The organism is Flavihumibacter rivuli (assembly GCF_018595685.2).
GTDB classification, from domain to species: Bacteria; Bacteroidota; Bacteroidia; order Chitinophagales; family Chitinophagaceae; genus Flavihumibacter; species Flavihumibacter rivuli.
In genome coordinates this window covers 1579424-1603648 of record NZ_CP092334.1, presented here as the reverse complement: position 1 = coordinate 1603648, position 24225 = coordinate 1579424, and the positions used below count along the sequence as shown (strand labels likewise).

Sequence of the window (24225 nt, the reverse complement as noted above, 5' to 3'; positions counted from 1 at the left end):
TTCGTCAATTTCTTCATTTTATTTAAAGGTTTTTTATAATAAAAAAGATGCTATTTCGTTTGTACAGGACCGGAGGTTTTCTCATTCCCGATTTTCGCTCCGGTCCTTTGCCTGTTGTACCCTTTGGAACCATTGGATTTATTTTGATCCAGGGCAAAAGGATACGACAGGATTCTATCGTACATACACGTACACCAGGTTGCTGGCAACAGCTCCTCGGTTATCCGTTACTGTTAGTCTGAACGCGTAAGTGCCGGCTATCAGGCTTCTTACTGATATGGAAGCACTGGTGGTACTGGAGAATATTGCCGTATTCGGTCCAGATACCTGCGACCATCTGTAGTAAGCTATGGTACCATCCGGGTCGGAAGATCCGCTACCATTTAAGGGTGCCCATGTTGTTGGAAGGTTGATGGTAACATTGCTGCCGGGATTGGCTATTGGCGGCCGGTTTACAATTACTGATACAGTAGTTGTTCCCGTAGCCCCATTATTATCTGTTACCGTTAACCTGAAACTATAGGTGCCTGCCACCAGGCTGGATGCTGACATGTTCACCGAAGTACTATTGGTAAGGGTAGCCGTGCTGGGGCCAGACACTTGCGTCCAACGATAGGATGCGATAGTGCCATCAGGGTCTGATGATGCACTGCCACTCAGGGTAATAGAATTGGTTGGCAGGTGAATGGTTCGGGTTGAACCTGCATTGGCAGTAGGGGCAATATTGCTGGTGGTAGCAGTGCTCACACTTACGTTTGCCGTTGCAGATGCTGTTGCCCCTGCATTGTCCGTAACGGTAAGCCTGAAACTATAGGTGCCCGCCACCAGGTTGGATGCGGTAAGGGTAGAAGTGGTGCTGTTGGTCAGGGTTGCCGTGCTTGGTCCTGAAACCTGCGCCCAGCGCCAGCTTGCGATGGTTCCATCCGGGTCGTACGAACTTCCGCCATTGAGTGCAACTGAATTAGTGGGAAGGGTGATGGACCTGTTGCCGCCTGCATTGACCACCGGTACCTGGTTGGTGGTGGATGAGGAACTCACCAACACATTAACATCATCAGTGGAAGTTGCCCCGGCATTATCAGTAACGGTCAGCCTGAAACTGTAGGTGCCCTGTACCAGGTTACCAATATTAGTACTGGAAGAACTAGCTGCGCTGATGGTTGCTGTATTGGGCCCCGCCAGCTGGCGCCAGTTATGGGATACAATGGTGCCATCCGGATCAGATGAACCTGTACCACTTAAGGAGGTTGAATTCGTAGGCAACACCACGGTCTTGTCTGCTCCCGCATTGGCCGTCGGAGCCTGGTTGGTTCCTCCGGAAGCAATGCCGAAGTCATTGAGGGTAGCGTTGTTGTTACCCACCTTTACATTATCATAGTGGATGACCCTGGTTTTGGTAAGGGTGGTGCCGCTGTTCCATGACCATTTATAAGGTCCTATTTTCCAGTAAGGGGGTAATGCGCCACGATAGAAGTTCCTGCCAATACGGTCCAGGACCTTCACCCCGTTCTTCCAGATGCGCACAATACCATCTGTCTGCCAGGATGGTGAATAATACACCACCCAGTCGGTCCACGTGCCTGCAACCCATGGACCCAGGTCAATGTATTGCTGCTTTACGTTTCTGCTGCCGTAAATATTGATGTCTGTTGAATCGTACCTGAGGTCGAGGTAGAAATTACCATTCCTGATGGTCAATGCCATCGGTGGTGAGAAAGTACTACCTCCACCAGTAGGCTCATAGTGCCATTGGGAGATGATCTCGTACACATTGTCTTGGGGAGCCCCGGCAGGGAATTGGACACTAAACTGGTACCATTTCCACTGGGGGTCTTTCTGCTGGTAATTGAAGACCAGTTCAGCCCGGGTGCCGGATGCAACCAACGGGTCGGTGTCCCTCAATTCCATGCGGACCGATTTGGTTCCTGTTCTTTTAATAGAAGTGTTCAATGCCATACTGTAACTACAACAGGCGTGGAAATATTCCCAGCCGGCATTGAATGTGGTGCCTTCGAAGTCAGAGATGACCCTGACGTTTTGCGCAGTTGCTGCTTTTGGTGTATGGATTAAAAAGATGGCAAAGGAGTATACCAACCCCTTTAATACACGGATTAAATGGTTTCTCATTCCCTATCAGATTTTCGAGTCCGATAAAATCCAATATCCATGCCACTTTGGTAAAGGATTTACCACGATTGCTGTTTAAACTACAATCCATGTTAATAACTTCTAATCTGATGTCCTGCCGGGGATACATAGTGTGCTGATTTTTAGTTGTATTGCAATAATTCTAATGTGGAAACGTTCTTAATAATATTTAAAAAAATATCCGATTCGGGTACACTTGGTATTTATGTTCAATGTGTAGAGGATTCAGATTTTCGAACCCCTTATCCATTCCCTCTTTGCATTTACCAATTCTCCTGAATAGGCCGTGCCTTGCCCTATTGTTACACTTTAAATGAAGGTGGAATACCTTGCTGTCCGATTATAATTATTTATAATTGGCAGTAAGTGTAAGACCTTATTTTTGCTATGTACTATCGTGTATATGCCCTACCATATACATGAATGAAAAAACTAACTTATGATGAGATGTAATCTGCGCCCCTTCGCGATCATAATTCTGGTAGCTGCCCTTTTCGCCTCTTGTGCCAGTCCGGAGAAGGCCAGGTATTTCAATGGTGTCACGGAGGGCCAGTTCAATACCAATTACAATGCCCCTGATCCTGTCATCCAGAAAGGTGATATCCTCAGTATTACCGTAAGCAGCCTGAACCCCGAAGCCAGCAAGATCTTTAATGCCCCGATCACCAATGTTCCTTCAAGCAATACCGTTAGTAGCATTTCGGAAGTAACAGGATACCTGGTGGGACCGGATGGCAAGATCACTTTTCCCGTATTGGGCGATGTGACCGCAGAGGGACTGACCAAGAAGCAGCTGACCGACCATATCAAGAATGACCTGTTGGAGAAAAAGTTGCTGGTGGATCCTATCGTAACCATTCGCATCATGAATTTCAGGGTTACTGTCCTTGGTGAGGTAGGAAGGCCTGGTGTGGTCAATGTTCCTAATGAGAAAATATCCATTCTTGAAGCCGTGGGATTTGCCGGTGATATGACGCTATATGCCAAAAGGGATAATGTATTATTGATCAGGGAGGAGAACGGCAAGAAGATCACCAGGAGGCTGAACCTGAACAACGATGATATCTTCAGGTCACCCTACTTCTACCTGAAATCCAATGATATTGTTTATGTAGAGGCCAATAAATCAAAAGTGCAGAGTACGGCAAGGAGTAACCAGCTCCTGCCTATCATTATCAGCGGCCTTGCCTTTGTTGCAATCATACTCGACCGTGTCATCAACGAATAACCCTTCAATTCAACCAACATTATGGCAGAGAAAGTAAACCAAAACCGGAGAGAGGAAGAGTTTTTCAAGGAGTTGTTTCAAAAATATTATCCCTATTGGCCATTGTTCCTGCTGGTCGTAACCCTGGGACTGGGTCTTGCCTTTGCCTATGGAAGGTGGGTGGAAAGGAGTTATACGATTACGGCAAGGATCCTGATCAAGGATGAAAAAAAAGGGATTGACGAATCCCAGATGCTGAAAGCGCTGGATGTATTCAGCGGTAACCGGATCGTTGAGAATGAGATCGAGGTGTTGCATTCCCGTACTCTTTCCCGGCAGGTGGTGAGGAACCTTTGCCTTTATGCACCGATTTCCCAGAATAAGGATTCCCGGATGGTTTCCGCCTATAACTATTCGCCGGTTAAGATACAGGCAACGGAACCTGAAAAGATCCAGGAAGAGAATGATATACCCTTTCAATACAATGCCCAGAAACTAACCGTAACGATCGGAAACCAGGTTTACCCGGTGAACAGGGCGGTACAAACCAAATGGGGTGAGTTGAGTTTCCTGACCAATCCCAATAGTACCAACCAGGAAGCGTCGGGCCAGTATTATTTCTCCCTGCTGAATGTGAAGAAAGTGGAAGAAGGGTTGTTGGGTAACCTTGAAGTAACTGCAGCCAATAAACTGGCAACAGTAGTGGAATTATCCATGAAGGATAATGTTCCCCAAAGAGGAAAGGATATCCTCAATAACCTGATCTCTTTATATACAAGGTCTGAAATTGAGCAAAAGAACAGGCTTGCCCAGAATATCCTGGCTTCTGTGAACAGGAGGATCGATTACGTATCCGGGCAGATCGATTCAGTTGAGGACGCCATCCAGCGTTACCGGTCTTCTGAAGGCGTGATTGATATCAGTGCCCAGGGCAGGTTGTACCTGGAGAATATCGGGGCCTATGATAAGCAATTACAAGATGTGAACATCAAGCTGGCAGTATTGGATGAAGTGGATAAGTATATCCGTTCCCGTAATACGGATGCAACAGTAATGCCTTCTGCCCTTGGGGTTGAGGATCCGTCCCTCAGCCAGATGCTGGACAAGCTCAACACCGCACAAAGCCAGTATGACCAATTGAAACGTACCACTGCAGAGAATAGCCCGATCTTGTTGAATGCGAAGGACCAGATTGACAGGTTGCGCCCAGCTATTGCCGATATGATCCAGAGCCAGCGTACATCCTTGCAGGTAAGCAAGAACAGGCTGGAAGGACAAGGCGCCAAATACTCTTCCATGTTGAGTACCATCCCCAGAAAGGAGCGGCAGTTGTTGGATATCAGCAGGGAACAATCCGTTAAGAACCAGATCTACGCCTATCTCCTGGAGCGAAGGGAAGAGGCCGCATTATCACTGGCCAATGCTACCAATGATTCTACGCTGGTTGACCTTGCAGAATCTTCTGTTAAGCCTACCAGTCCCAATATGCTTTTCATTTATGGGGCCACACTATTGGCCTGCCTGTTGTTTGGCCTCCTTTATGTTGATATCAGGGAAGGCCTGAACAAGTCGGTCCTCTTCCGCAAGGAGATCGAGGAGAAAAGCAAGGTGCCTGTCATTGGCGAAATATTCTATACCCGGCATGCTTCTGACGGGCCGGTAATCCACGAGAAGGAGAAGACCCTGGCGGGAGAACAGGTGAGGTCCATCAGGAACAGGTTGTTCTTCGCCAATAATGACAGCCAACTTGTCAAGGTACTGTTCATCACATCTTCCATCAACGGTGAAGGAAAGACCTTCCTTAGCCATAACCTTGCGGTAAGCATGGCGCTAGCAGGAAGAAGGACCTTGCTGGTGGATATGGATGTAGACCAGTATAAGATCAGTAAACTGTTTGACCTGCAATCAAAGAATGGTATTACCGACCTGTTCAAGAAGCAAACGGACCTTTCCTCCGCGATCAACAGGACCACAACGCAGCATCTTCACGTTCTACCGATTGGTTCCCAACAGAACAGCAGTATTGAACTATTTGACCAGCATGTCCTGGAAAATTTCTTTACTGCCGTAAGGGCTGAATACGATTGCGTGATCATCTGTTATGGAGCCACTTCCCTCAATGCCAATGCGCAGGCGATCTCAGGTTATTGTGATAGCAGTGTTTTTGTGATTCGTCAGGGTATTACCCCGAAGGCTGCCTTAATGATGCTGTTGAATGAGCATAAGGTTGAAGGCCTGAAAAACGCTTCCATAGTATTCAATGGCGTGCGTAAAAGGGGAATTGCGGGTAAGGGTTATGGTTATGGCTATGGTTACGGTTACGAGTTAAAGGTAAAGGCCTGATACCTGTTGGTGCAGGCTGGTGACCCCGGATAAATTGTACAGGTGAATGATCGTACTCGGCACCCATGGGTGTGACTGAGGAGGCGAAGCTTTAGGGTAAATGATACCGGGTGGAATCAAAAATATATTAAGAGAAGTAGTAATTGATGAAGAGCCTGAGTTTGTATGTGAAGGATTTCTTTTCCAAGGGCCATGAACGTTCAGTTCTGGTAAAGAAGAATATTTTCTATTCTTTACTGATCAAAGGCGTTAGTGTGCTGGTGGGTTTTGTTTTGGTTCCCATGACCATCCATTATGTGAACAAGACCCAGTATGGGATATGGTTGACCGTTAGTTCCATAATCGGCTGGTTCAGCTTTTTTGACATTGGCCTTGGGAACGGTTTAAGGAATAAACTGGCTACGGCACTGGCCTTGGGCGAGAAGGAAAAGGCCAGGAGTTATGTCAGCACTACCTATGCATTGCTATGCATTGTTTCCCTTACGGCCATGGTCCTGTTCCTGCTGGTCAATCCTTTCATCAATTGGAACAGGATCCTCAATATTTCCATTAACGACCTCTCAGGATTGAATGACATTGTTTTGTGGGTATTTGTTTTTTTCTGTTTCCAGTTTGTCTTTCAATTAATCACTGTAGTGTTCACTGCATCGCAGCAGTCCGCAAAGTCATCCCTCATTTTATTGGCGGGGCAGCTTCTAAGTATGTTGGTCATTTACCTGCTGACCCTGTACACCAAAGGCTCCTTGCTTTACCTGGTATTGGTATTGGCAGGGGTACCACCCCTTGTGCAGATGCTCTTTAGCATCTATTATTACAAGGGACAGTTTAATTCGATTGCCCCTTCCTTCAAGGCAGTGGATTTTTCCCATGCCCGTGAATTGCTTGGATTAGGAGGGTATTTTTTCATCATCCAAATAGGGGTGATCGTTCTCTACCAAACCAGTAATATCATCATTACCCAATTGTTTGGACCGGAACAGGTAACTACCTATAATATTGCCTATAAGTTGTTCTCGGTGGTAACCATCCTGCTTACCATTGCGATCAACCCTTTCTGGAGTGCTTTTACCGATGCCTATGCCAAGAATGATTTCAACTGGATCAGGCTAACCCTTTACAAGATCCGCAAGTTCTGGGTGTTGATTACAGTGGGGGCCCTGTTCATTCTATTGGTCTCCCCCTATGTTTACCAGTTCTGGGTAGGAAAGTATGTAACTGTGCCATTCTCCCTTTCTGTGGTGATGTTCTTTTATGTCATTGGTAATGCATGGGTGGCTGCCCATTGCTTCCTCCTCAATGGGGTCGGTAAGATCCGTTTGCAACTGGTCATGTATGTGATATGCATCCTGGTGAATATCCCTGTTTCCGTATACTTCGGGAAAATGTTGGGCCTCACCGGTGTGGTCATTGGTAATGTGGTTATGCAATTGATCATGGGTGTGGTGTTCTTTTTACAAACAGAAAAGATCATCCACCAGAAGGCTAAGGGTATCTGGAATAAATAAATCAATAAACAGGCATTGAATACAACCAGTTCCATATCAGCTCCCCTGAAGAGCAATTTTGGTGACCTGCGATGGTGGGAGAAGACCTATATGGTGATCCTCATGATCTGGACCATTGGCAGTTCCGGTTCCCCGGTCTTTATCCGGAGTGCGGATGCGCTGCTGGTTGGTTTCGTATTCTTTTCACTCCTTGGTATCAATTACTGGCGAAGGAATATCCATCTGTATCTCCGTAATGCCTTTTTCTTTGGATTGATCCTTCTCCTGCACTATCTCTATTTTGGAAGTTTCTACCTTAATACTGCCATCCTGCAAATTCTGGTTTTATTGCAGGCGGTATTTACGGTAGCGATCATTGGTACTCATTTCATAGAGGTCTACCTAAGGGTGATGTTTGTGATCGCTATTATCAGCCTGGTTTTCTTTGTGCCCATTTTGGTCTATCCACCTGCATTGGGGATAATCCTTTCTGCTTCGCCCATCAAGATCACTATGGCCACCGAAGTGTATGGATGGGAACAAGTGAGCCAGAATATCCTGATCATGAACTTCAACTCTACCTTTGAAGGCCTGAGAAGGAATAGTGGCCCTTTCTGGGAACCAGCTGTTTACTCAAGTTTCCTGCTGATCGCCCTTGTATTGTCAACCTTGCAGTCCAGGTCAGTATTTTCTAAGCGTTCCATTGTATTCCTGCTGGCTACGCTTTCAACTTTTTCCACTACGGCCTACCTGGCCACCGGCTTCTTTGTTTTCCTCTATTACCTGCTGGTGTACAAAGACCCGGTGTTCAGGCTGATCTCCCTGGTAAGTTTCTTTATCATTTCCATCATCATCTATTTCAATGTAGAGTTCCTTGGGAAGAAGATCGAGAATGAGATCAAGAGTGTAAAGTTCGATGCCTTATACCAGGGCGGTAATAGCCGGATCTCCAGCGCCTATCTCGATTTCATCGAGTTAGGGGAGCGTCCTTTCTATGTCATGTTTGGACGGGGGGCGCATCCTGAATATCGCTATGGTACTGAGGATAAGCAGGTGCTCCGGATCAATGGTATTACCGACCAGATGTCCAGGTGGGGAGTATTTTTCTTCCTGTTCTTCTTTTACAATGTTAAAAGGTCGACGGAAGCCATTGCAAGGTATTATGGGTTTAAGCGAACCATTGGGATATTATTTTTTGTGACCATCCTGATCAGTGCCTTTAGCGAGGTATTGTTCCAGTTTGGTTTCTTTTGGACATTCTTTTATTTGTATGTAGTATATGAAGGCCTTGGGCAGGAGTCACCAGAGCAGTTTTCACCAATTGCCCAACCGGCCTGATCCCATTCATACCCTTTGAAACCGTATATGCAGAAGAAATTATTCTATGTTGGTTATAGTGGCTTCCCTTATGGACTGGCACAGGTGGAAAGGCAAAAGCTGATCGCCAAGGGGATGGATAGGGAGAAATGTGCAGTGACTGTACTTTGCCGGGATGCCATCCATGATCCATCTGTGCATCAGTTGGAAGCGGTGGGTGAATTTGAGGGAATACCCTACAGGTATTGTTCCGGCACCCCCTACAGGAGCAATGGTTTCCTGAAAAGGAACCTTACCAAAATAAAGGCCCTCTTCAATGAGGCGGTTTTTATTGTCAGGTCAGCCCGGAGAAAGCAGGTTGATGCCTTGTTGGTGACTACAAATAAGGTCTCCAATGTGTTTTTTTATTCCCTTCTTGGAAAGTTGACAGGGCTGCCTGTAGTCATCGACACAGTTGAGTTCAATTCCTCCATCAAGATCAACCGTAAATGGTGGATACGGAAGGATGAATCCTTATATGATAAGTATTCGGTCAAGCTGGCGGATAAGGTCATCGTGATCAGCGATTTCCTGTACGACTGGGTAAGGAAGGTGTCACCTGAAAAGCCCTTGATGAAGATTCCCGCCATTGTTGATTTTGGGCAGTTCGCTATTCCAAGGCATGATGTTTCCCCTTATTTCCTTTTTTGTGGCAGCACCAATTATTTTGAAGTGATCCAATTTGTATTGGATGCTTTTGATCGGATGGATATTGATGGGGCAGACCTCTGCCTTGTTTGCAGCGGGAATCCCAAGGCTTTGGAGCATCTTCGGGAGGTGATCGGCAAGTCGAGGAAAAAGGACCAGATCAGGCTCTATTCCGGCCTGCCCTACCGGGACCTGGTGCAGTTGTACAAGGACAGTTACGCATTATTGATCCCCTTAAGGAATAGCTTCCAGGACAAGGCGCGGTTCCCACATAAGATAGGCGAATATTGTGCTGCTGGAAGGGCGATCATTTCAACTAATTACGGAGAGGTGGCAAGGTATTTCAAGGATAGGGAGAATGCGATCCTGGCCGATGATTTTGATGTGTTAGGGTTTGCTGGTTGCCTGGAGTATGCCATCAGCCATCAGGAAGAGGTAGAGCGTATTGGGGCCGCTTCTCATGAACTGGGAATGCAGACATTTGACCATAAGGTGCTGGCTGAACAGGTGAGGCAGTTCATTTTCTCCTGACCATTACCCGTTATCGGGTATTTTCTGTAGGTGTCAGGGGAATGATGCAGTAAAAAAAGAATAAAACAGGGGAAATAACGTTCATATATATCGTAAAATTTATTGAATCCATAGTGAAAGTTCGATTATGATCAAGTACAGAATGAATTATTCGGGAATAGGAGTAGGGGTTAGTTGGTACATAGCAAGGCAGGGTTTCCTGGACAGCTTCTTACCCAATGTTTATTATCATGTCAAGAATACAGGGGGAAAGGAATTAAAGGGGGTGGAAGATATTTCCCATACACTTGAGATAGACCTGAGGCAGCCGGTTGAAACCCTCCATGGCAGCTTCCAGAAATCCTACCGCCAGCAGATCAGGCAATCGGAAGAGGAAGGCATCACCTGTTATTTCAGTGATGATATACCTTTTTTCGTAGATTTCTTTAACCAGTTTGCGAAGGTTAAGAATATCCATACGGTAACGGTTGAACGAATGATGGAAATGAAGCCATTCCTTAAGCTGAGTTTTGCGGAATACCAGGGTACGGTATTGGCGGTACATAGTTACCTGGTAGATGAGGATACCAAGATTGTAAGGACATTCCATTCCGCTACCAGGCGCCTGGAGGATAATATAGAACGTAACAGGGTGGGCAAGGCCAATAAATACCTTCACTATAAGGATATGATTGCCTTTAAGGAAATGGGTATTGAGACCTATGATTTTGGGGGTATAGCAAAGGATACAGAACAGAAGGACCTGAAAGGCATCAATGAATTCAAGATGGGATTTGGGGGGGAAGTGGTGCCCTGCAGGAATGTATATAGTTATGGCTATTACCTGATGCGGAAAGTGTCCAGGATGCTTGGCCTGACCGGCAAGGTTGAATGATCCCTAGATAATTTAGTGTACTGAACAAGTCTCCCATATGCTTTTCAATTCAATAGAATTTGTCATATTCTTCATAATAGTGACTTCGGCTTATTTCCTGTTGGAACATAAGTACCGTTGGTTCCTATTATTGATGGCCAGTTGCTATTTCTACATGGCATTTGTGCCCATTTATATCCTGATCCTGGGCTTTACTATTGTCATAGACTATTACGCCGGTATCCTGATCGAAAATGCAAGTGGGGCAAGGCGAAAATGGTGGCTGGTGATGAGCCTGGTAGCCAATATTGGCGTATTGGCGGTATTCAAGTACTATAACTTCCTGAATGATAACCTTGGCTTTTTATTAGGCCAGTTAGGAAAGGAAAACCCTGTTCCCTACCTGACCATCCTCCTGCCTATCGGTTTGTCCTTCCATACCTTCCAGGCAATGAGCTATACCATTGAGGTATACCGTGGCCACCATAAAGCCGAGCGGAATTTTGGCATTTATGCCTTATACGTGATGTTCTACCCGCAGTTGGTAGCGGGCCCGATCGAAAGGCCCCAAAACATCCTTTGGCAGTTCTATGTAAAACATGAGTTCGAGATCAACAGGGTGGTGAGTGGCCTGAAGCTTATGTTATGGGGCTTCTTCAAGAAATTGGTAGTGGCGGACAGGTTGGCCATCTATGTCAATTCGGCCTATAACTTTCCCGAAAACCATAGTGGGTTAACCCTGATTATCGCTACTGTTTTCTTTGCCTTCCAGATCTATTGCGACTTTTCGGGCTATTCAGATATTGCCATAGGTTCCGCAAGGGTCATGGGATTTGATCTCATGAAGAATTTTAACCGGCCATATTTTGCGTCAAGTATTTCGGAGTTCTGGAAGCGCTGGCATATTTCATTGTCCACCTGGTTCAGGGATTACCTCTATATCTCATTAGGAGGTAACAGGGTGGCCCTCCCCAGGGTATATTTCAACCTCTTCTTTACCTTCCTGATCAGTGGCTTATGGCATGGTGCGAATTGGACCTATGTCATTTGGGGAGGCTTGAATGGTATATACCTGGTAGCAGCCCTCGTACGTGACCGGGTATTGGATAAGCTGAACCTTAAGTCTGCGGTTAAGCTCCCAGCCTTCATTATGAAGCCTATCAATATCGGGTTCACCTTTGTGCTCATTTGTTTTTCATGGGTGTTCTTCCGTGCCAGGAACCTTTCAGAAGCAGTCACCATTATCAAGAAGATGTTCACCCTGGAAGGACCGGTCTATACATCAAATCCCACCATGTTTTTCTGTTTGCTAAGCATCCTAATGTTGTTATTGGTGGAAACCAAGCAGGAATATTTCAGCAAGGCCTTCTCCCTGATGGAAAACAGGAATCCTGTGATCAGGTATTCAACCTACCTGGCGATCATTTTGCTGATCCTGTTGATGGGCGTATTTGATGGCAGTCAATTCATTTATTTCCAGTTCTAATTACCGCAACGCAGACATGAATAGCAATTCATACATCATATTTACGAAGCGTCTCCTCATTTTGGTCGCAGCGTTCCTGTTGTTGGACCTTGCACTGGGTAACACGCTGAAGAAATTTTATTTTTCCCAGCAAACCGGCATAGATTACCACACGATCTATTCAGTGGAGAAGACCAAGGAGGAAATCTTATTCTTCGGCTCTTCCCGGGCCAGTCATCATTATGTCCCCAGGGTTTTCACAGACAAGTTTTCCATGACGGCTTTTAATACGGGCAGGGATGGGAACTTCATCCTTTACGGGTATAGTGTGCTGCAAGCTACCCTCAAGCGCTACACACCCAAAATGGTTGTACTGGATATCAGCCAAAGGGAATTGGAGAAGAAAGAAGGAGGCTATGATTACCTCTCTTCCCTTCTGCCCTTTTACAAGGGACACCCTGAAATGCGTGATGTCCTTGATCACCGTACTACATTTGAAAAGGTTAAGGTCATTTCAGCGATCTATCCGTTCAACAGTTTGTTTCCCATGATTGCAGCCAATAACCTGAAGAAGGACCGGTCTTACCTTGATGCAGCAGGGTATTCACCGCTGAAGCGTACCATGAACCGGGAAGCGGAGCAAAGGAAACTGGAGAAGGAATATGAGCTGGATCCTTACCTGGAAAAAATATTCAGGGAATTCCTGGTGAGTTGTAAGTCTAAGCAGGTGCCAGTGGTGGTGATCACTTCCCCTTATTTCGATAACTATGGTTACCGTGATCCAAGCCTTGCAAAAGTTGCCGAGATAGCAAAGCAGGAAGGGGTACTCTACCTTGATTATGCAAAGGATCCCCGGTATGTTGGACAGAAAGGAAAATTTGACGACTACCACCATCTCAATGATAGTGCGGCACATGAGTTTTCAGCTATTTGTGCCGACAGTATAGCCCGTTCCGGCATATTGACCAATGTAAAATAATATTTGCCCCCAGTGAAAACGCCCTAATCCATGATGAGGATCCTGATGCTTGTGCCCGATTTCCCAGTTGATACCAACCGCATTAAAGGTGGTGTGCATTCAGCTGTCATTAATTTATTAAGGGGGTTTGCAGGAAAGGATATCCAGGTAAGGCTGTTGACATTGAATAATGAAGTGGCGAAGGATACGGTTGTGCGACTAAACGAACAGGTTGATATCAAGTATTGCAATTATGGTTCAATTCCATCAAAGGCACTGAGCTACCTTGTAAGAGGCAGCGGCATCCTGAAACGGAATATAGAAGAGTATAATCCGGATATTGTGCATTACCAGATAGGCGGGTTCTTCCTTTTCACTACACTGGGAGGGTATCTGGGCAGGAAATCTGTACTTACCGTACATGGGATTCCCAGTCATGAGGCCAGGATCCAACCTACCCTGAAGGGAAAGTTGACCTATTACCTCTATGCCTGGGTGAATGACAGGCTGGCCCCCTTTCATACCATTTGCATTTCAAAGTATTCCAAAGCCCTGATGGGGCAGGACAGGATGGACCAGTTTCCCATTATTTACAATGCGGTGAATGAAAAATTCTTTGCGATACCTCCCCGACAGGAACATGCGAACAGGTTACTATACGTTGGGGTCATCAATGACCGGAAGAATATTCTCCTTTTATTAGAAGCCCTGGCTGACCTTACCGGTCAAGGCAAGGTTTTCCAACTTGATGTGATTGGTGGTTTTGCAAAGAATGATCCATATGAATTGAAGGTCAAGAAATTCATTGCCGACAATAACCTGGAAAGGGTAGTGAAGCTGCATGGCTGGAAACCCCAGGATGAATTACCAGGGTTCCTTGCCGATGCTGATATTTTTATCCTCCCCTCGAAGCAGGAGACCTTACCCGTTGCCATAGAAGAGGCGATGGCGGCCTCAAGGTGCGTGATCGCATCAGCAGTGGGTGGAGTGCCGGAAATGGTGGAGGATGGTGTAAGTGGATTTTTATTTGAATCAGGCAGTAAGGATGCGCTTGTATCTGTACTGGAAAAAGTGTATAATAATGATGCATTGCTAGATAGGGTGGGCAAGGCTGCACATGAACAAGCAATCGCGAAGTATGCACCAACAACTGTAGCGGAACAGACCATCGGTTATTATAAGCAGGTACTTTCATCAAGGTAAAGTGCCTAATAAGTAAATCAGTACATGAGAGCTTTCATCAAGCGCATAATCAAAGAGACCATTGGCCTGGCATTGATCAGCCTCCATTACCTTAAGGGTAACCGTAAGGATAATATATTATCCATTACCCTGCACAACCCATCGGTACAGCTGATGGCCAAGGTGGTCAAATGGCTTCGCCGGAGGGGATACAGGATCATATCCCTGGCTGAATTTGATGCGCTGCTCCAAAAGGGAAAGACAGAAGAAAGGATAGCGTTGGTCACCCTGGATGATGGTTGGAAATCAAACCTTGACTTGTTGCCCTTGCTTGAAGATGAACAGGTTCCCCTGGCCATTTTTGTGCCGACCGAACCCGTCGTTTCAGGGAATTATTGGTGGGAATATGCAGGGAGAAAAGGACAGGAGGCCATTACAGGTATTGAAGGCGTTCAGGCATTCAAGAAGATACCAAATACGATCTTCAAGGAAAAGATCAGCCTGCTTAAGCAGCAATATGAACTTAACAGGTCTTGCGTGGACCTGCAGCAATTGGGTATGTTGGCCAGGAATAAATGGATCACCATTGGGTCGCATACTGTTAACCATCCCTTGCTTGACCAGTGTATTGAAACAGAGCAGGAGTTCGAACTGAAGGAATCGAAGCGCCAGTTGGAGGAATGGCTGGGGAGGCCGGTAACGTATATAGCCTACCCCAATGGAAACCTCGACAATGCTACTATCAAGCTTGCAGGACAGTGTGGTTATCGATTGGGATTCACCACCTATGCAGGCAAGGTTGAGCTGGACAAGGTAAACAGGCTATTGATACCCCGTTATACCCTCAATGAGCAATCCGGGGATATGGAGAACCTGGCCAAAATGCTGGGCTTGTGGCAACGGTATTTCAAGGAAAAGGACCAGAAGATAAAGGTTACTGATCCGAGGGCTCAACTGAATTCTTTCTTTTGATGACAGATTTGTGGTAATAAATAAATAATTATATTCTTTTTTCGTTTAGAAGACAGGACCCCTATATATGTACAAACTATCGTTTACCCTTTACCGAAACCTGTTGTGGCTATGGGACATCATCTGTCTCAACCTGGCCATGCTCCTGGTAGGTGTATTTGTACTGAAGAACGATGAACTTTACCAGCTGGAGTATCACCTGCTTATTGCAGTGGCCAACATAACCTGGTTAGCTGCTGTTTACCTGACAGCACTATACCTACAGAAAAACTGGCTCGACTTTTCGACCTTCCTCAAGCTAACCATCAAGAGCCTCCTGTTGATGGTGTTGGCCCTGATGGTGTTCCTTTTCCTTTACCGCTACCCCTATTCAAGGTTTTATGTGGTGGTAAGCATGGCTGCATTTGGCGCCCTTTTGCTGGTCAACAGGCTGGTGTTGGAGGTATTGGTCTTCTCCCTTAAGAGGCAGTTTAGTTTTGAGAAGAAGGTGGTGGTCCTTGGGTATAACGACATCTCGAGGAGACTGGTCAAGTATTTCGAGGATGAAGCCAAACTGGTCAATTTCATGGGATGCTTTGAGGCTGGTGAAAAAATAGATCATCATGATGAGGTCAGGATTTTAGGAGGGCTTGATGACTGTATGAAATTTGTTAAGGAGAATCATGTGAGCGAGATCTATTGTACCCTCGCCCCGGAAAGTTATCCTAAGTTGTATGACCTGGCGAAGGAAGCAGAAATGAACTTTATTTATTTCAAGGTGGTTCCGGATTACAGGATCTTTGTCAACAGGAATTTCTCTGTTGACTTTGTTAATGATATCCCTGTGCTTTCACTCCGGCGACAGCCTCTCGAGGATACCGGTAACAGGATCAAGAAGAGGGTGTTCGATATCGTATTCAGCTTTTTCGTGATCGTGTTCATCCTGTCGTGGCTAATACCCCTCATCGCTATCCTGATCAAGCTGGATTCCAAAGGGCCGGTATTCTTCCTGCAAATGCGTTCAGGCAAGAACAACCAGCCTTTCCGCTGCATCAAGTTCAGGACCCTTAAGGTGAATGATGAAGCGAATATCAAACAAGTAACCCGTGGCGATAGCAGGATCACCCGCCTGGGAAGGTTTATGCGGAAGGCCAATATTGATGAATTGCCCCAATTCTTCAATGTGTTCCTGGGTGACATGTCGGTTGTAGGCCCAAGGCCACATATGCTCAAGCATACCGAGGACTTCTCCAACCTTTATACAGACTACATGATCCGCCACTTTGCCAAGCCGGGTATTACAGGCTGGGCACAGGCACATGGTTTCAGGGGAGAGATCACTGACAATGAATTATTAAGGAAGCGTGTTGAACACGACCTTTGGTATATAGAAAACTGGACAATCGGACTGGATATCAAGATCATTTTCCTAACCATCCTGGTCTCCATCAAGGGTGATAAGAATGCTTTTTAATGACTGGTCAAATTGTCCACGGAAACCAATAACCACACCCTGTTATCCATGAAAGTGCTGTATGTAACCAATATGTATCCCCAGGGCGAGAATGACTATTATGGCATTTTCGTGAAGGAGCAGGTGGAATACCTGAAGGAGAATTTTGGTGTGGAACCGGAAATCTATTTCATTAGGGGTAACCGCAAATACTGGGGTTATTGGGAGTACCTTAAATCCATTGTGGTGATCAACTGGATGCTGGCCAGCAGGAAGTATGATGCCGTACATATCCATTATGGTTTGTCGGGGCTTTTCCTCCTGTTGAATTTCTGGTATCCAAGTAAAAGGGTCTTTGTTACCTACCATGGAGGTGATTTCCTTATCGACCAGGGAAGAAAATGGCAGGTAAAGATTTCCCATGCACTTGCCCGCAAGGTTGGGAAAGTAGTCGCCATCAATGAAAGGATATACCAGGCCGTTAAGGAGAAAGGACTCCAACCCGTACTCATTCCCTGCGGGATCGATACTGACTTCTTTAAGCCTGCGGACAGGGACCAATTTTACAAGAATGGGAAATTCACTGTTGTTTTCCCTGGGGATCCCGCCCGTTGGGTAAAGAACTACCCATTGTTCCAGCAGATCGTTCAACGACTCAGGTCGGAAACAGAGATCGAAGTAGAGGAAAAGGTGCTCGTAAAATGCAATAGGGCACAGGTGCGGGAGATAATACAGCAGGCAGATTGCCTTTTATTGACCTCCTTTACCGAAGCATCGCCCCAGGTGGTGAAAGAAGCGCTGGCCTGTAACCTTCCCGTGATCGCAACCAGGGTGGGGGATGTGGAGAAGACCTTGAAAGGACTTCCCGGTTGCAGTGTCCATGATAAGGAGGACCAGGAGGGTTTTGTCCGGGACCTGGCGAAACTGGCGGAATCACAGGGCCGGAAGGAAGGTTTGAGGCAAAGGATCTTTGACCTTGAATTGGACCAGCGCACTGTTTGCCGGAAAGTTTTTGAAATGTATCAGGGAAAATAGGCACCGTATTTTTACGTTATATTAGAATAGTTTTATTTGCAACCCTAGAAACCTAAAACTGTAATTTGAAAACAAGTTCAACTGAGCAGAAGAGAATACTGGCCATAGCGTCGGTAGGCGGGCACTGGATACAGCTGTTGAGATTAATGCCTGTATTTGAAGGTTCGTATGTAGAGTTTGTTTCTACCAGGGATGGTCTCGGCCAGATGGTGGAAGGATATAAATTCCATTACTTCCCGGACTTTAACCGTCAGAAGATCTTTTCCATTTTCAAGAGCTTCTCTACCGTTTACAAGATCATCAGGGAAATGAAGCCCGATGTGGTGATCACTACTGGGTCTGCACCGGGGATGCTGGCGCTTTTGGCTGCAAGGATCCAGGGTGTCCGGACCATTTGGATCGACAGTATAGCCAATGTGGAGCGTCTTTCCTTAAGTGGAAGGATTGCTTCCCGGATAGCCCATAGGGCATATACCCAATGGCCGCATTTGGCCAAAGGGAAAATTATTTACAGCGGAAATGTGATAGGATGATTTTTGTAACAACAGGAACCCAGGAACCATTTGACCGGTTGGTCAAATGTATAGACGAACTTCTGTCCGAGTATCCGGATATGACATTCGTGGTACAAGCCATGAAAGGCGAGTATAGCCCACAGAACTTTGAATTGCTGGATTTTTTATCCCCTTCCCGTTTTGACGAGTATTTCAAGAGTGCTGACCTGATTGTGGCACATGCAGGAATGGGTACGATCCTGTCGGCATTGGTGATTGCCAAACCCATCATCGTGATCCCCCGGATCCAGGACTTCAATGAGCACAGGAGTGACCACCAGGTGGCCACTGCAAACAAGATGAAGGAAATGGGCTATGTTGAGGTGGCCAATGATGAAAACGAATTAAAGGACATCCTTATCAGGTTGCATAAGGGCGCTCAACTGCCCGGCAAAACGATCGGGAAGTATGCCTCTGACTCACTGGTGAAATCATTGCGTGATTTCATCCATTCCTGATCAATAGGGTTCGGAAATCAAAACAAGTAATCCTTTGTAAAACAATAACAGCTGGTAGCTCTGAAGAGAGGCATTGTTGATCAAGTATTAAAAGAAAAAACGCTATGGTAAAAGTTGGTTTAATTGGTATTGGAAAAATGGGTATATCCCATCTTGCCATCCTGGGGGCACACCCGGATGTAAAGGTGGTAGGGGTCTGTGATACATCAAAAATGTTGGTAGATGCATTGGAAAAGTATAGTGCTTTTCCCTGTTACACAGATTATAAGAAAATGCTCGATGCAGAGCGACCGGATGCTGTTTTTGTTGCTGTACCCACAAGGTTCCATGCAGCAATAGTGAACGATCTTTTGGACCGTAATATCCATGTGTTCTCAGAAAAGCCTTTCTGCCTTAACCTTGCCGAAGGTGAGCCATTAGTGGCGAAAGCAAAGGCAAAGGGGGTGGTTAACCAGGTTGGTTATCACAACAAGTTCCTTGGCACTTTCAATGAAGTGAAGAAATTATTGGAAGGTGGCTGGATTGGTGACATCTACCATTTTCATGGACAGGCGTATGGACCTGTTGTAGTAAAGCCAAAGCAGGATACCTGGCGGTCTGACCCTGCTGAAGGGGGGGGATGCCTGATGGATTATGCTTCCCATGTGATCGACCTGATCAATTACCTGCTTGCCCCCATTACGGCAGTAAAGGGCAGTATGCTCAAATCGGTTTATTCCAGGAATGTTGATGATGCCGTATTTGCTTTGCTGGAACTGTCGAATAAAGTTACCGGGATGCTATCGGTTAACTGGAGTGACCAGACCTACCGGAAGATGAGTACTTCCGTTACCATTAGTGGAACCAGTGGAAAGATTATCTCAGATGCCAATGAATTGAAGGTGTATTTCAACCAGGCAAAATGCCCGGAAGGCTATTCCAGGGGCTGGAATGTGAAATACCTGACCGACCTGACACCAGGGGTTGATTTTTACCTCAGGGGGGAAGAATATTCAGCCCAGATCGATCATTTCATCAAGGCTGTACAAGGTAAGGTTCCCAATTCCATCAACACATTTGAAAGTGCCTTGCAAACCGATAAGGCCATTCAACTTATTCGTAACGGTCAACAATAATCATAATGGAAAGAATATTATTTGGCGATAACCAGTTTTTTGCTGTAAACCATATATCGGATGATAAATCAATGGCGCAGTCCATCAAGTTCAAGGAGGATAGTGCCATCATCAGGACGCTGGACTATGCTATAGCAGCGGGTTCCAATACTTTCATGTGTACCACACATGACAGGATTGCCAATATTTGTGAACATATCCGTCAGCACCCGGAGAAATACCGGTCCTATAATGTTTTCCCATGTATGCCCTATGCGCACAAGTATGCGAATGCGGTTACTGAACTTGGGATCGCAGGCACCATCAAGCAATATGTTCCGGGTAATTTCTTTGGTTCAGTATTCAAGGGTGGTGTTGCCTTCCTCTCCAAAGACTACTTGTCGATCATGGAACTGTTGATCGATGCGGAAATGAAGATGTTCAAGGGTGTCAACACCCCTGTGATTTTCCTTCAGAATGTTGTGACCGACCTGCTGATCGGGCTGGGCATGACCGATGTATTGGTGGCTTTCCATAAATACATCGCCAAGAAATATAATGCAGAAGCGGGGTTCATCACCATGAACATGCCAAAACTGGTGGCCTTGCTTGAGCAAACAGAGGTCAGGAATCCCGTCATTTGTGCGTCCATTAATAAGGTAGGCTTCAGGATGTCAGGTGGCAAGGAACTCTATGAGCATACCTTGAAGACCAAGCAGTTCAGGGCGATTGCCATGCAGGTGCTGGCAGGTGGGGCAGTGTCACCAAGGGAAGCCATAGAATATGTGTGTTCCTTGCCCAATATTGAATCCATCCTGTTTGGGGCTTCATCAAAGATCAATATTGAGGAAACCATTTCCCTGATCCACCAATATGATGAGAAGTACAAGCAGGTTGCATCGCGCTGAACCTAAATAAGCTTATCGGCCATTTTGGGTCAATTTGTTGTGGTAATATAAAAGACCGGCACTGCCGGTCTTTTTTTATTTTTCTATCCTTATCCTGCTATTGTAAAAAATTCTGAGCGAATCCTTGATCCTGGTGGTGTCCGTTGGTTTTACCGAAAGCAGGAAGTAGAGTTTGAAACTTGAAGAATCCCTGGTGTCCATCCTGATGTTCTTACCCAGTTCCTTTAACTGGTTGAACCGCTTTAAAGCCCTTGCCTTGCTGTTGGTTTCTTCGATGATGAATTTCAGGCTGGTGCTATCCGTTACAGGTGGCTGGGATGCTACAGCAACAGCACTATCAATACCCGATACAATACCGCTGTCCGGTTGGTAGGCCTTGGTTGCTGTATCAAGATTCACTGGTGTGGCCAGGGTGTCAATGGTAATTGCAGAAGTTTCAGGCTGGGTTTCCTTTTGGCTACTATGCTGGAAAAGAAACCATGCGCCCCATCCGATCAACCCCAGGGTAATAACGGTTATCAGGCCGATGACCAATCCCCTTGAGGAACCGGATTGGGAGGTATTGGAATAGGTCTGTTCAAATTCAGTAAGGGGTCGGGCTTCTGAACGAAAATCTTCTACGCGGTCGGTTAGTCTTTCACCAGGGGTGAAATCAAATAAGCCTTCCTTGGTCTTGACCAGGGTGCCAATACCTTCAAGGTACAATGGTTTACCTATGTTGAGGAACTGTTTATTCAGCATTACATAGGATTCAAGGTCAGAGATGGTCAAAGACCTCATTTTGCCTGTTTGGGCTTGCAGGTAGGCGATCAATTCTTCACTGAACTGCTGGTCTGCCTTATTATCGAAGTGGATGCCCTGGATGGGTTGTTTGTTCTTTTCATCCTGTTGGTAATTGAAGGATGCGTCTGCAGTGAAAGTCCCTATTCCCGGGAGGCTGAGTTTTTTTTGCTGATACAGGAACTGGCAGAGTAAATGGTCTAGTTTCAAGTCGGTATTGGTTTAATGGTCCACAAAATACTATAAAAATTAACGGAATTTCCCGGCATTTAGGTATGTTGACCAGCAGCCGGCAGGAAAGATCATAATTTTACGCAAATTGCGGTTATGCTGACGGAAGAAGAAAAGAAATTCCTGGATTATTGGGAGCGCAACCGGGACAGGCAAAAGCAATGGTGGCGCCAGTGGCTGGTTGGGCTTCCTATAGGGCTGGCCATAGCTGTACCTATTTTCCTCAATTATCTCTCTGGCTGGTACAAAAGGGCTACCATGATCGCCAGCAGCCAGTTCAACCCAATGGTCCTGATAGTGGCTGTCCTGATCATCATTTCCTTCGTTTCGATCTTCTACAAGAAGTACCAATGGGAGCAATGGGATCAGCGGTACCGGGAATTAAAGGCCAGGGAGTCGGCAGATAAGAGGGAAAGCCCATAATTTTTATGATGGTGCAACAGAACCACCCCTATACTGGTCATTATAGGGTTAACCATTATTTTTGCGCAAAATTTTACTGAAAAAGATGAAAAAGCTGATCGCTGTTCTTGCCGTAGCCCTTACCGGAGTGCTTTTGTGGAGTTGTTCCAAGTCCGATAACCAGTCTTGTACCCCCGTACCTGCACAAAATGAAGAGGCCCAGATCCTGCAATATGTAAATAGTAATAATATGACGGCTGTGAAAGATCCTTCCGGCCTTTATTACCAGATCCTCCAGGAAGGTACCGGTTCCAACCCCAACCTTACCTCACGTGTTTATGTAAAGTACAAGGGTTACCTCACCAATGGCACACAATTCGATGCTTTGGATAATCCCAGCCTGTCTGGTTGGGCATTAGGCGGCCTGATCCAGGGTTGGCAGATCGGTATCCCCAAAATCAAGAAAGGCGGTAAGATCAAGATGGTTATCCCGTCTTCCCTTGCCTATGGCTGTAACCAGGTAGGCACCATCCCAGCCAATTCCATCCTGGTGTTCGAAGTAGAACTGGTTGATTTCAATTAATTCCCAATAGCAAATTAGCAAGGGCCCTGGTGATCATTCATCAGGGCCTTTTCTTTTACATTTGCAAAAACTAATCGCTTGCCACACGAACCGATATCCGTATTCGATATTTTCAAGATAGGGGTTGGACCTTCCAGTTCCCACACTTTAGGCCCCTGGAGGGCAGCCCAATATTTTTTAAACCACCTCAGGGAAAGGCATAACCTCAATGATGTCATAGAGGTAAAAGTGCTGCTTTACGGGTCGCTGGCCAAGACCGGCAAAGGCCATGGCACCGATATTGCCGTGCAAATGGGGCTCATGGCGGAAGATCCTGTCACCTGCATCGTGCAAAAGATCCCGGAAAAAATAGCAACTATCCAGGAAAAGAAGCAGTTATTGCTGGGAGGAGAAAAATGGGTGCCGTTTGATCCTGCCGATGCTATTGTATTCCTGATGAAGGAATCACTTCCTTACCATCCCAATGCCCTTAGTTTCCTTGCCACCCTTGCCAATGGCGATCATATTGCTTCCACCTATTATTCCGTTGGAGGGGGCTTTGTGCAGCAGGAAGGGGAAATTGTCGGGCAGGCAGGAGCTGTGCAATTGCCCTTCCCGGTCGATAAAGCAGCTGACCTTTTGCATTGGTGCATGAAAACAGGGTTGGCGATTCACGATGTGGTTTTGGAGAATGAATCGACCTGGCGTACGGAAGCAGCCACCAGGGCAGGAGTTTTGTGGATCTGGGAAACCATGCGTGATTGCATATACAGGGGGTGTCATCAACAGGGGGAACTCCCGGGTGGCTTACAGGTGAAGCGAAGGGCAGCTGACCTGAATAAAAGGTTATTAAATGGCCGTACCTATTCGAGCTATGAGGAATGGATTGCAGCGATCAGGGCCGGTGGCTCTGATTTCAAATATATCCTCGATTGGGTGAGTTGTTTTGCACTGGCCGTTAATGAAGAGAATGCCTCATTCGGAAGGGTGGTTACCGCGCCAACCAATGGGGCAGCTGGGGTAATACCAGCGGTTCTGCACTATTTCGTAGTATTCTGTGATGGACATAAGGAGGATGCCATCTTCAATTTTATCCTGACTGCCTCTGAGGTGGGTTCCATATTCAAGAAAGGTTCCACTATCTCTGCCGCCATGGGAGGTTGCCAGGCTGAGATTGGCGTTTCCTCTTCAATGGCTGCGGCAGCCCTAACGGAAAGTATGGGAGGAACCCAGCGGCAGGCTTTAATGGCCGCAGAGATAGCCATGGAGCACCATCTTGGCCTGACCTGTGACCCGATCGGTGGATTGGTGCAGGTGCCATGCATCGAAAGGAATACAATGGGGGCCATTAAGGCCATCACCGCTTCCCAGCTGGCCTTACAAAGCGCCCCGGATTTTGCAAAAGTGTCACTCGACGCAGTCATCAAAACCATGTGGGATACGGCCCAGGACATGAGCAGCAAGTACAAGGAGACCGCCGATGGGGGCCTTGCGGTGAATATTCCACTCAGCTTAAGTGAATGTTGATGAAAGCCTTCAGGCATTTATAGCGGGCGGGTATATATTACCCGCTTCTTCTTTTTTTATTTAGGATTTCCTAAACCCGCATATGCAAAGAATTT

The 24225-nt window shown here is 46.3% G+C and carries 21 protein-coding genes; 19 read left to right on the top strand and 2 right to left on the bottom strand.

The window, feature by feature from the left end; translation table 11 throughout:
* Positions 1 to 174: 174 nt before the first annotated feature.
* Positions 175 to 2127, bottom strand: a complete 1953-nt coding sequence (locus KJS94_RS07045; RefSeq protein WP_214446605.1) for a polysaccharide lyase family 20 protein — start codon at positions 2125 to 2127, stop codon at positions 175 to 177.
* Positions 2128 to 2587: 460 nt separating this feature from the next.
* Between KJS94_RS07045 and KJS94_RS07040 the strand changes: the two genes are divergently transcribed.
* The 16 genes from KJS94_RS07040 (at position 2588) to KJS94_RS06965 (ending at position 20628) form a co-directional block, all read left to right on the top strand.
* A complete protein-coding gene (locus KJS94_RS07040; protein ID WP_214446604.1) occupies positions 2588 to 3376 on the top strand; it encodes a polysaccharide biosynthesis/export family protein in 789 nt (262 codons plus the stop codon).
* A 21-nt stretch (positions 3377 to 3397) separates the two neighbouring features.
* Positions 3398 to 5698, top strand: a complete 2301-nt coding sequence (locus tag KJS94_RS07035; RefSeq protein ID WP_214446603.1) for a GumC family protein — start codon at positions 3398 to 3400, stop codon at positions 5696 to 5698.
* A gap of 146 nt (positions 5699 to 5844) precedes the next feature.
* Positions 5845 to 7203, top strand: a complete 1359-nt coding sequence (locus KJS94_RS07030; protein WP_214446602.1) for a lipopolysaccharide biosynthesis protein — start codon at positions 5845 to 5847, stop codon at positions 7201 to 7203.
* 15 nt (positions 7204 to 7218) lie between these two features.
* Entirely contained in the window at positions 7219 to 8520 is a 1302-nt protein-coding gene (locus KJS94_RS07025) for a hypothetical protein (protein ID WP_214446601.1), read from the top strand.
* Between the two features lie 27 nt (positions 8521 to 8547).
* On the top strand, positions 8548 to 9717 hold the full coding sequence (locus KJS94_RS07020; RefSeq protein WP_214446600.1) for a glycosyltransferase: 1170 nt from the start codon (positions 8548 to 8550) through the stop codon (positions 9715 to 9717).
* 127 nt (positions 9718 to 9844) lie between these two features.
* Positions 9845 to 10591 (top strand): GNAT family N-acetyltransferase, encoded by a 747-nt coding sequence (locus KJS94_RS07015; protein ID WP_214446599.1) that lies wholly within the window; start codon positions 9845 to 9847, stop codon positions 10589 to 10591.
* Positions 10592 to 10628: 37 nt separating this feature from the next.
* A complete protein-coding gene (locus tag KJS94_RS07010; protein ID WP_214446598.1) occupies positions 10629 to 12056 on the top strand; it encodes an MBOAT family O-acyltransferase in 1428 nt (475 codons plus the stop codon).
* 16 nt (positions 12057 to 12072) lie between these two features.
* Entirely contained in the window at positions 12073 to 13014 is a 942-nt protein-coding gene (locus KJS94_RS07005) for a hypothetical protein (protein WP_214446597.1), read from the top strand.
* Positions 13015 to 13044: 30 nt separating this feature from the next.
* On the top strand, positions 13045 to 14196 hold the full coding sequence (locus KJS94_RS07000) for a glycosyltransferase family 4 protein (RefSeq protein WP_214446596.1): 1152 nt from the start codon (positions 13045 to 13047) through the stop codon (positions 14194 to 14196).
* Positions 14197 to 14220: 24 nt separating this feature from the next.
* Positions 14221 to 15147, top strand: coding sequence for a polysaccharide deacetylase family protein (locus tag KJS94_RS06995; RefSeq protein ID WP_214446595.1), 927 nt, complete (start codon positions 14221 to 14223; stop codon positions 15145 to 15147).
* Between the two features lie 67 nt (positions 15148 to 15214).
* Entirely contained in the window at positions 15215 to 16600 is a 1386-nt protein-coding gene (locus KJS94_RS06990; RefSeq protein ID WP_214446594.1) for an undecaprenyl-phosphate glucose phosphotransferase, read from the top strand.
* 48 nt (positions 16601 to 16648) lie between these two features.
* Positions 16649 to 17614: a glycosyltransferase family 4 protein gene (locus KJS94_RS06985; protein WP_214446593.1), complete on the top strand. Its 966-nt coding sequence runs from the start codon at positions 16649 to 16651 to the stop codon at positions 17612 to 17614.
* Between the two features lie 65 nt (positions 17615 to 17679).
* Positions 17680 to 18147, top strand: coding sequence for a glycosyltransferase family protein (locus tag KJS94_RS06980; protein WP_239804321.1), 468 nt, complete (start codon positions 17680 to 17682; stop codon positions 18145 to 18147).
* On the top strand, positions 18144 to 18626 hold the full coding sequence (gene pssE, locus KJS94_RS06975; RefSeq protein ID WP_214446592.1) for a PssE/Cps14G family polysaccharide biosynthesis glycosyltransferase: 483 nt from the start codon (positions 18144 to 18146) through the stop codon (positions 18624 to 18626). The genes KJS94_RS06980 and pssE overlap by 4 nt, the downstream gene beginning before the upstream one ends.
* A gap of 104 nt (positions 18627 to 18730) precedes the next feature.
* A complete protein-coding gene (locus KJS94_RS06970) occupies positions 18731 to 19741 on the top strand; it encodes a Gfo/Idh/MocA family protein (protein WP_214446591.1) in 1011 nt (336 codons plus the stop codon).
* 5 nt (positions 19742 to 19746) lie between these two features.
* A complete protein-coding gene (locus KJS94_RS06965) occupies positions 19747 to 20628 on the top strand; it encodes an aldo-keto reductase family protein (protein ID WP_214446590.1) in 882 nt (293 codons plus the stop codon).
* Positions 20629 to 20703: 75 nt separating this feature from the next.
* Here KJS94_RS06965 and KJS94_RS06960 read toward each other — a convergent pair whose 3' ends face one another.
* Positions 20704 to 21618: a hypothetical protein gene (locus KJS94_RS06960; RefSeq protein ID WP_214446589.1), complete on the bottom strand. Its 915-nt coding sequence runs from the start codon at positions 21616 to 21618 to the stop codon at positions 20704 to 20706.
* A 117-nt stretch (positions 21619 to 21735) separates the two neighbouring features.
* On the opposite strand from KJS94_RS06960, the gene KJS94_RS06955 reads away from it, so the two are divergent.
* The 3 genes from KJS94_RS06955 to KJS94_RS06945 all read left to right on the top strand — a co-directional run bounded on the left by KJS94_RS06955 (position 21736) and on the right by KJS94_RS06945 (position 24130).
* Complete coding sequence (locus KJS94_RS06955) at positions 21736 to 22062, top strand: hypothetical protein (RefSeq protein ID WP_214446588.1); 327 nt, start codon at positions 21736 to 21738, stop codon at positions 22060 to 22062.
* Between the two features lie 85 nt (positions 22063 to 22147).
* The gene (locus KJS94_RS06950; protein WP_214446587.1) at positions 22148 to 22624 is read left to right on the top strand and encodes an FKBP-type peptidyl-prolyl cis-trans isomerase; all 477 of its coding nucleotides are present in this window, start codon (positions 22148 to 22150) and stop codon (positions 22622 to 22624) included.
* Positions 22625 to 22702: 78 nt separating this feature from the next.
* Positions 22703 to 24130, top strand: a complete 1428-nt coding sequence (locus KJS94_RS06945; RefSeq protein WP_214446586.1) for an L-serine ammonia-lyase — start codon at positions 22703 to 22705, stop codon at positions 24128 to 24130.
* The last annotated feature ends 95 nt before the right edge of the window (positions 24131 to 24225 follow it).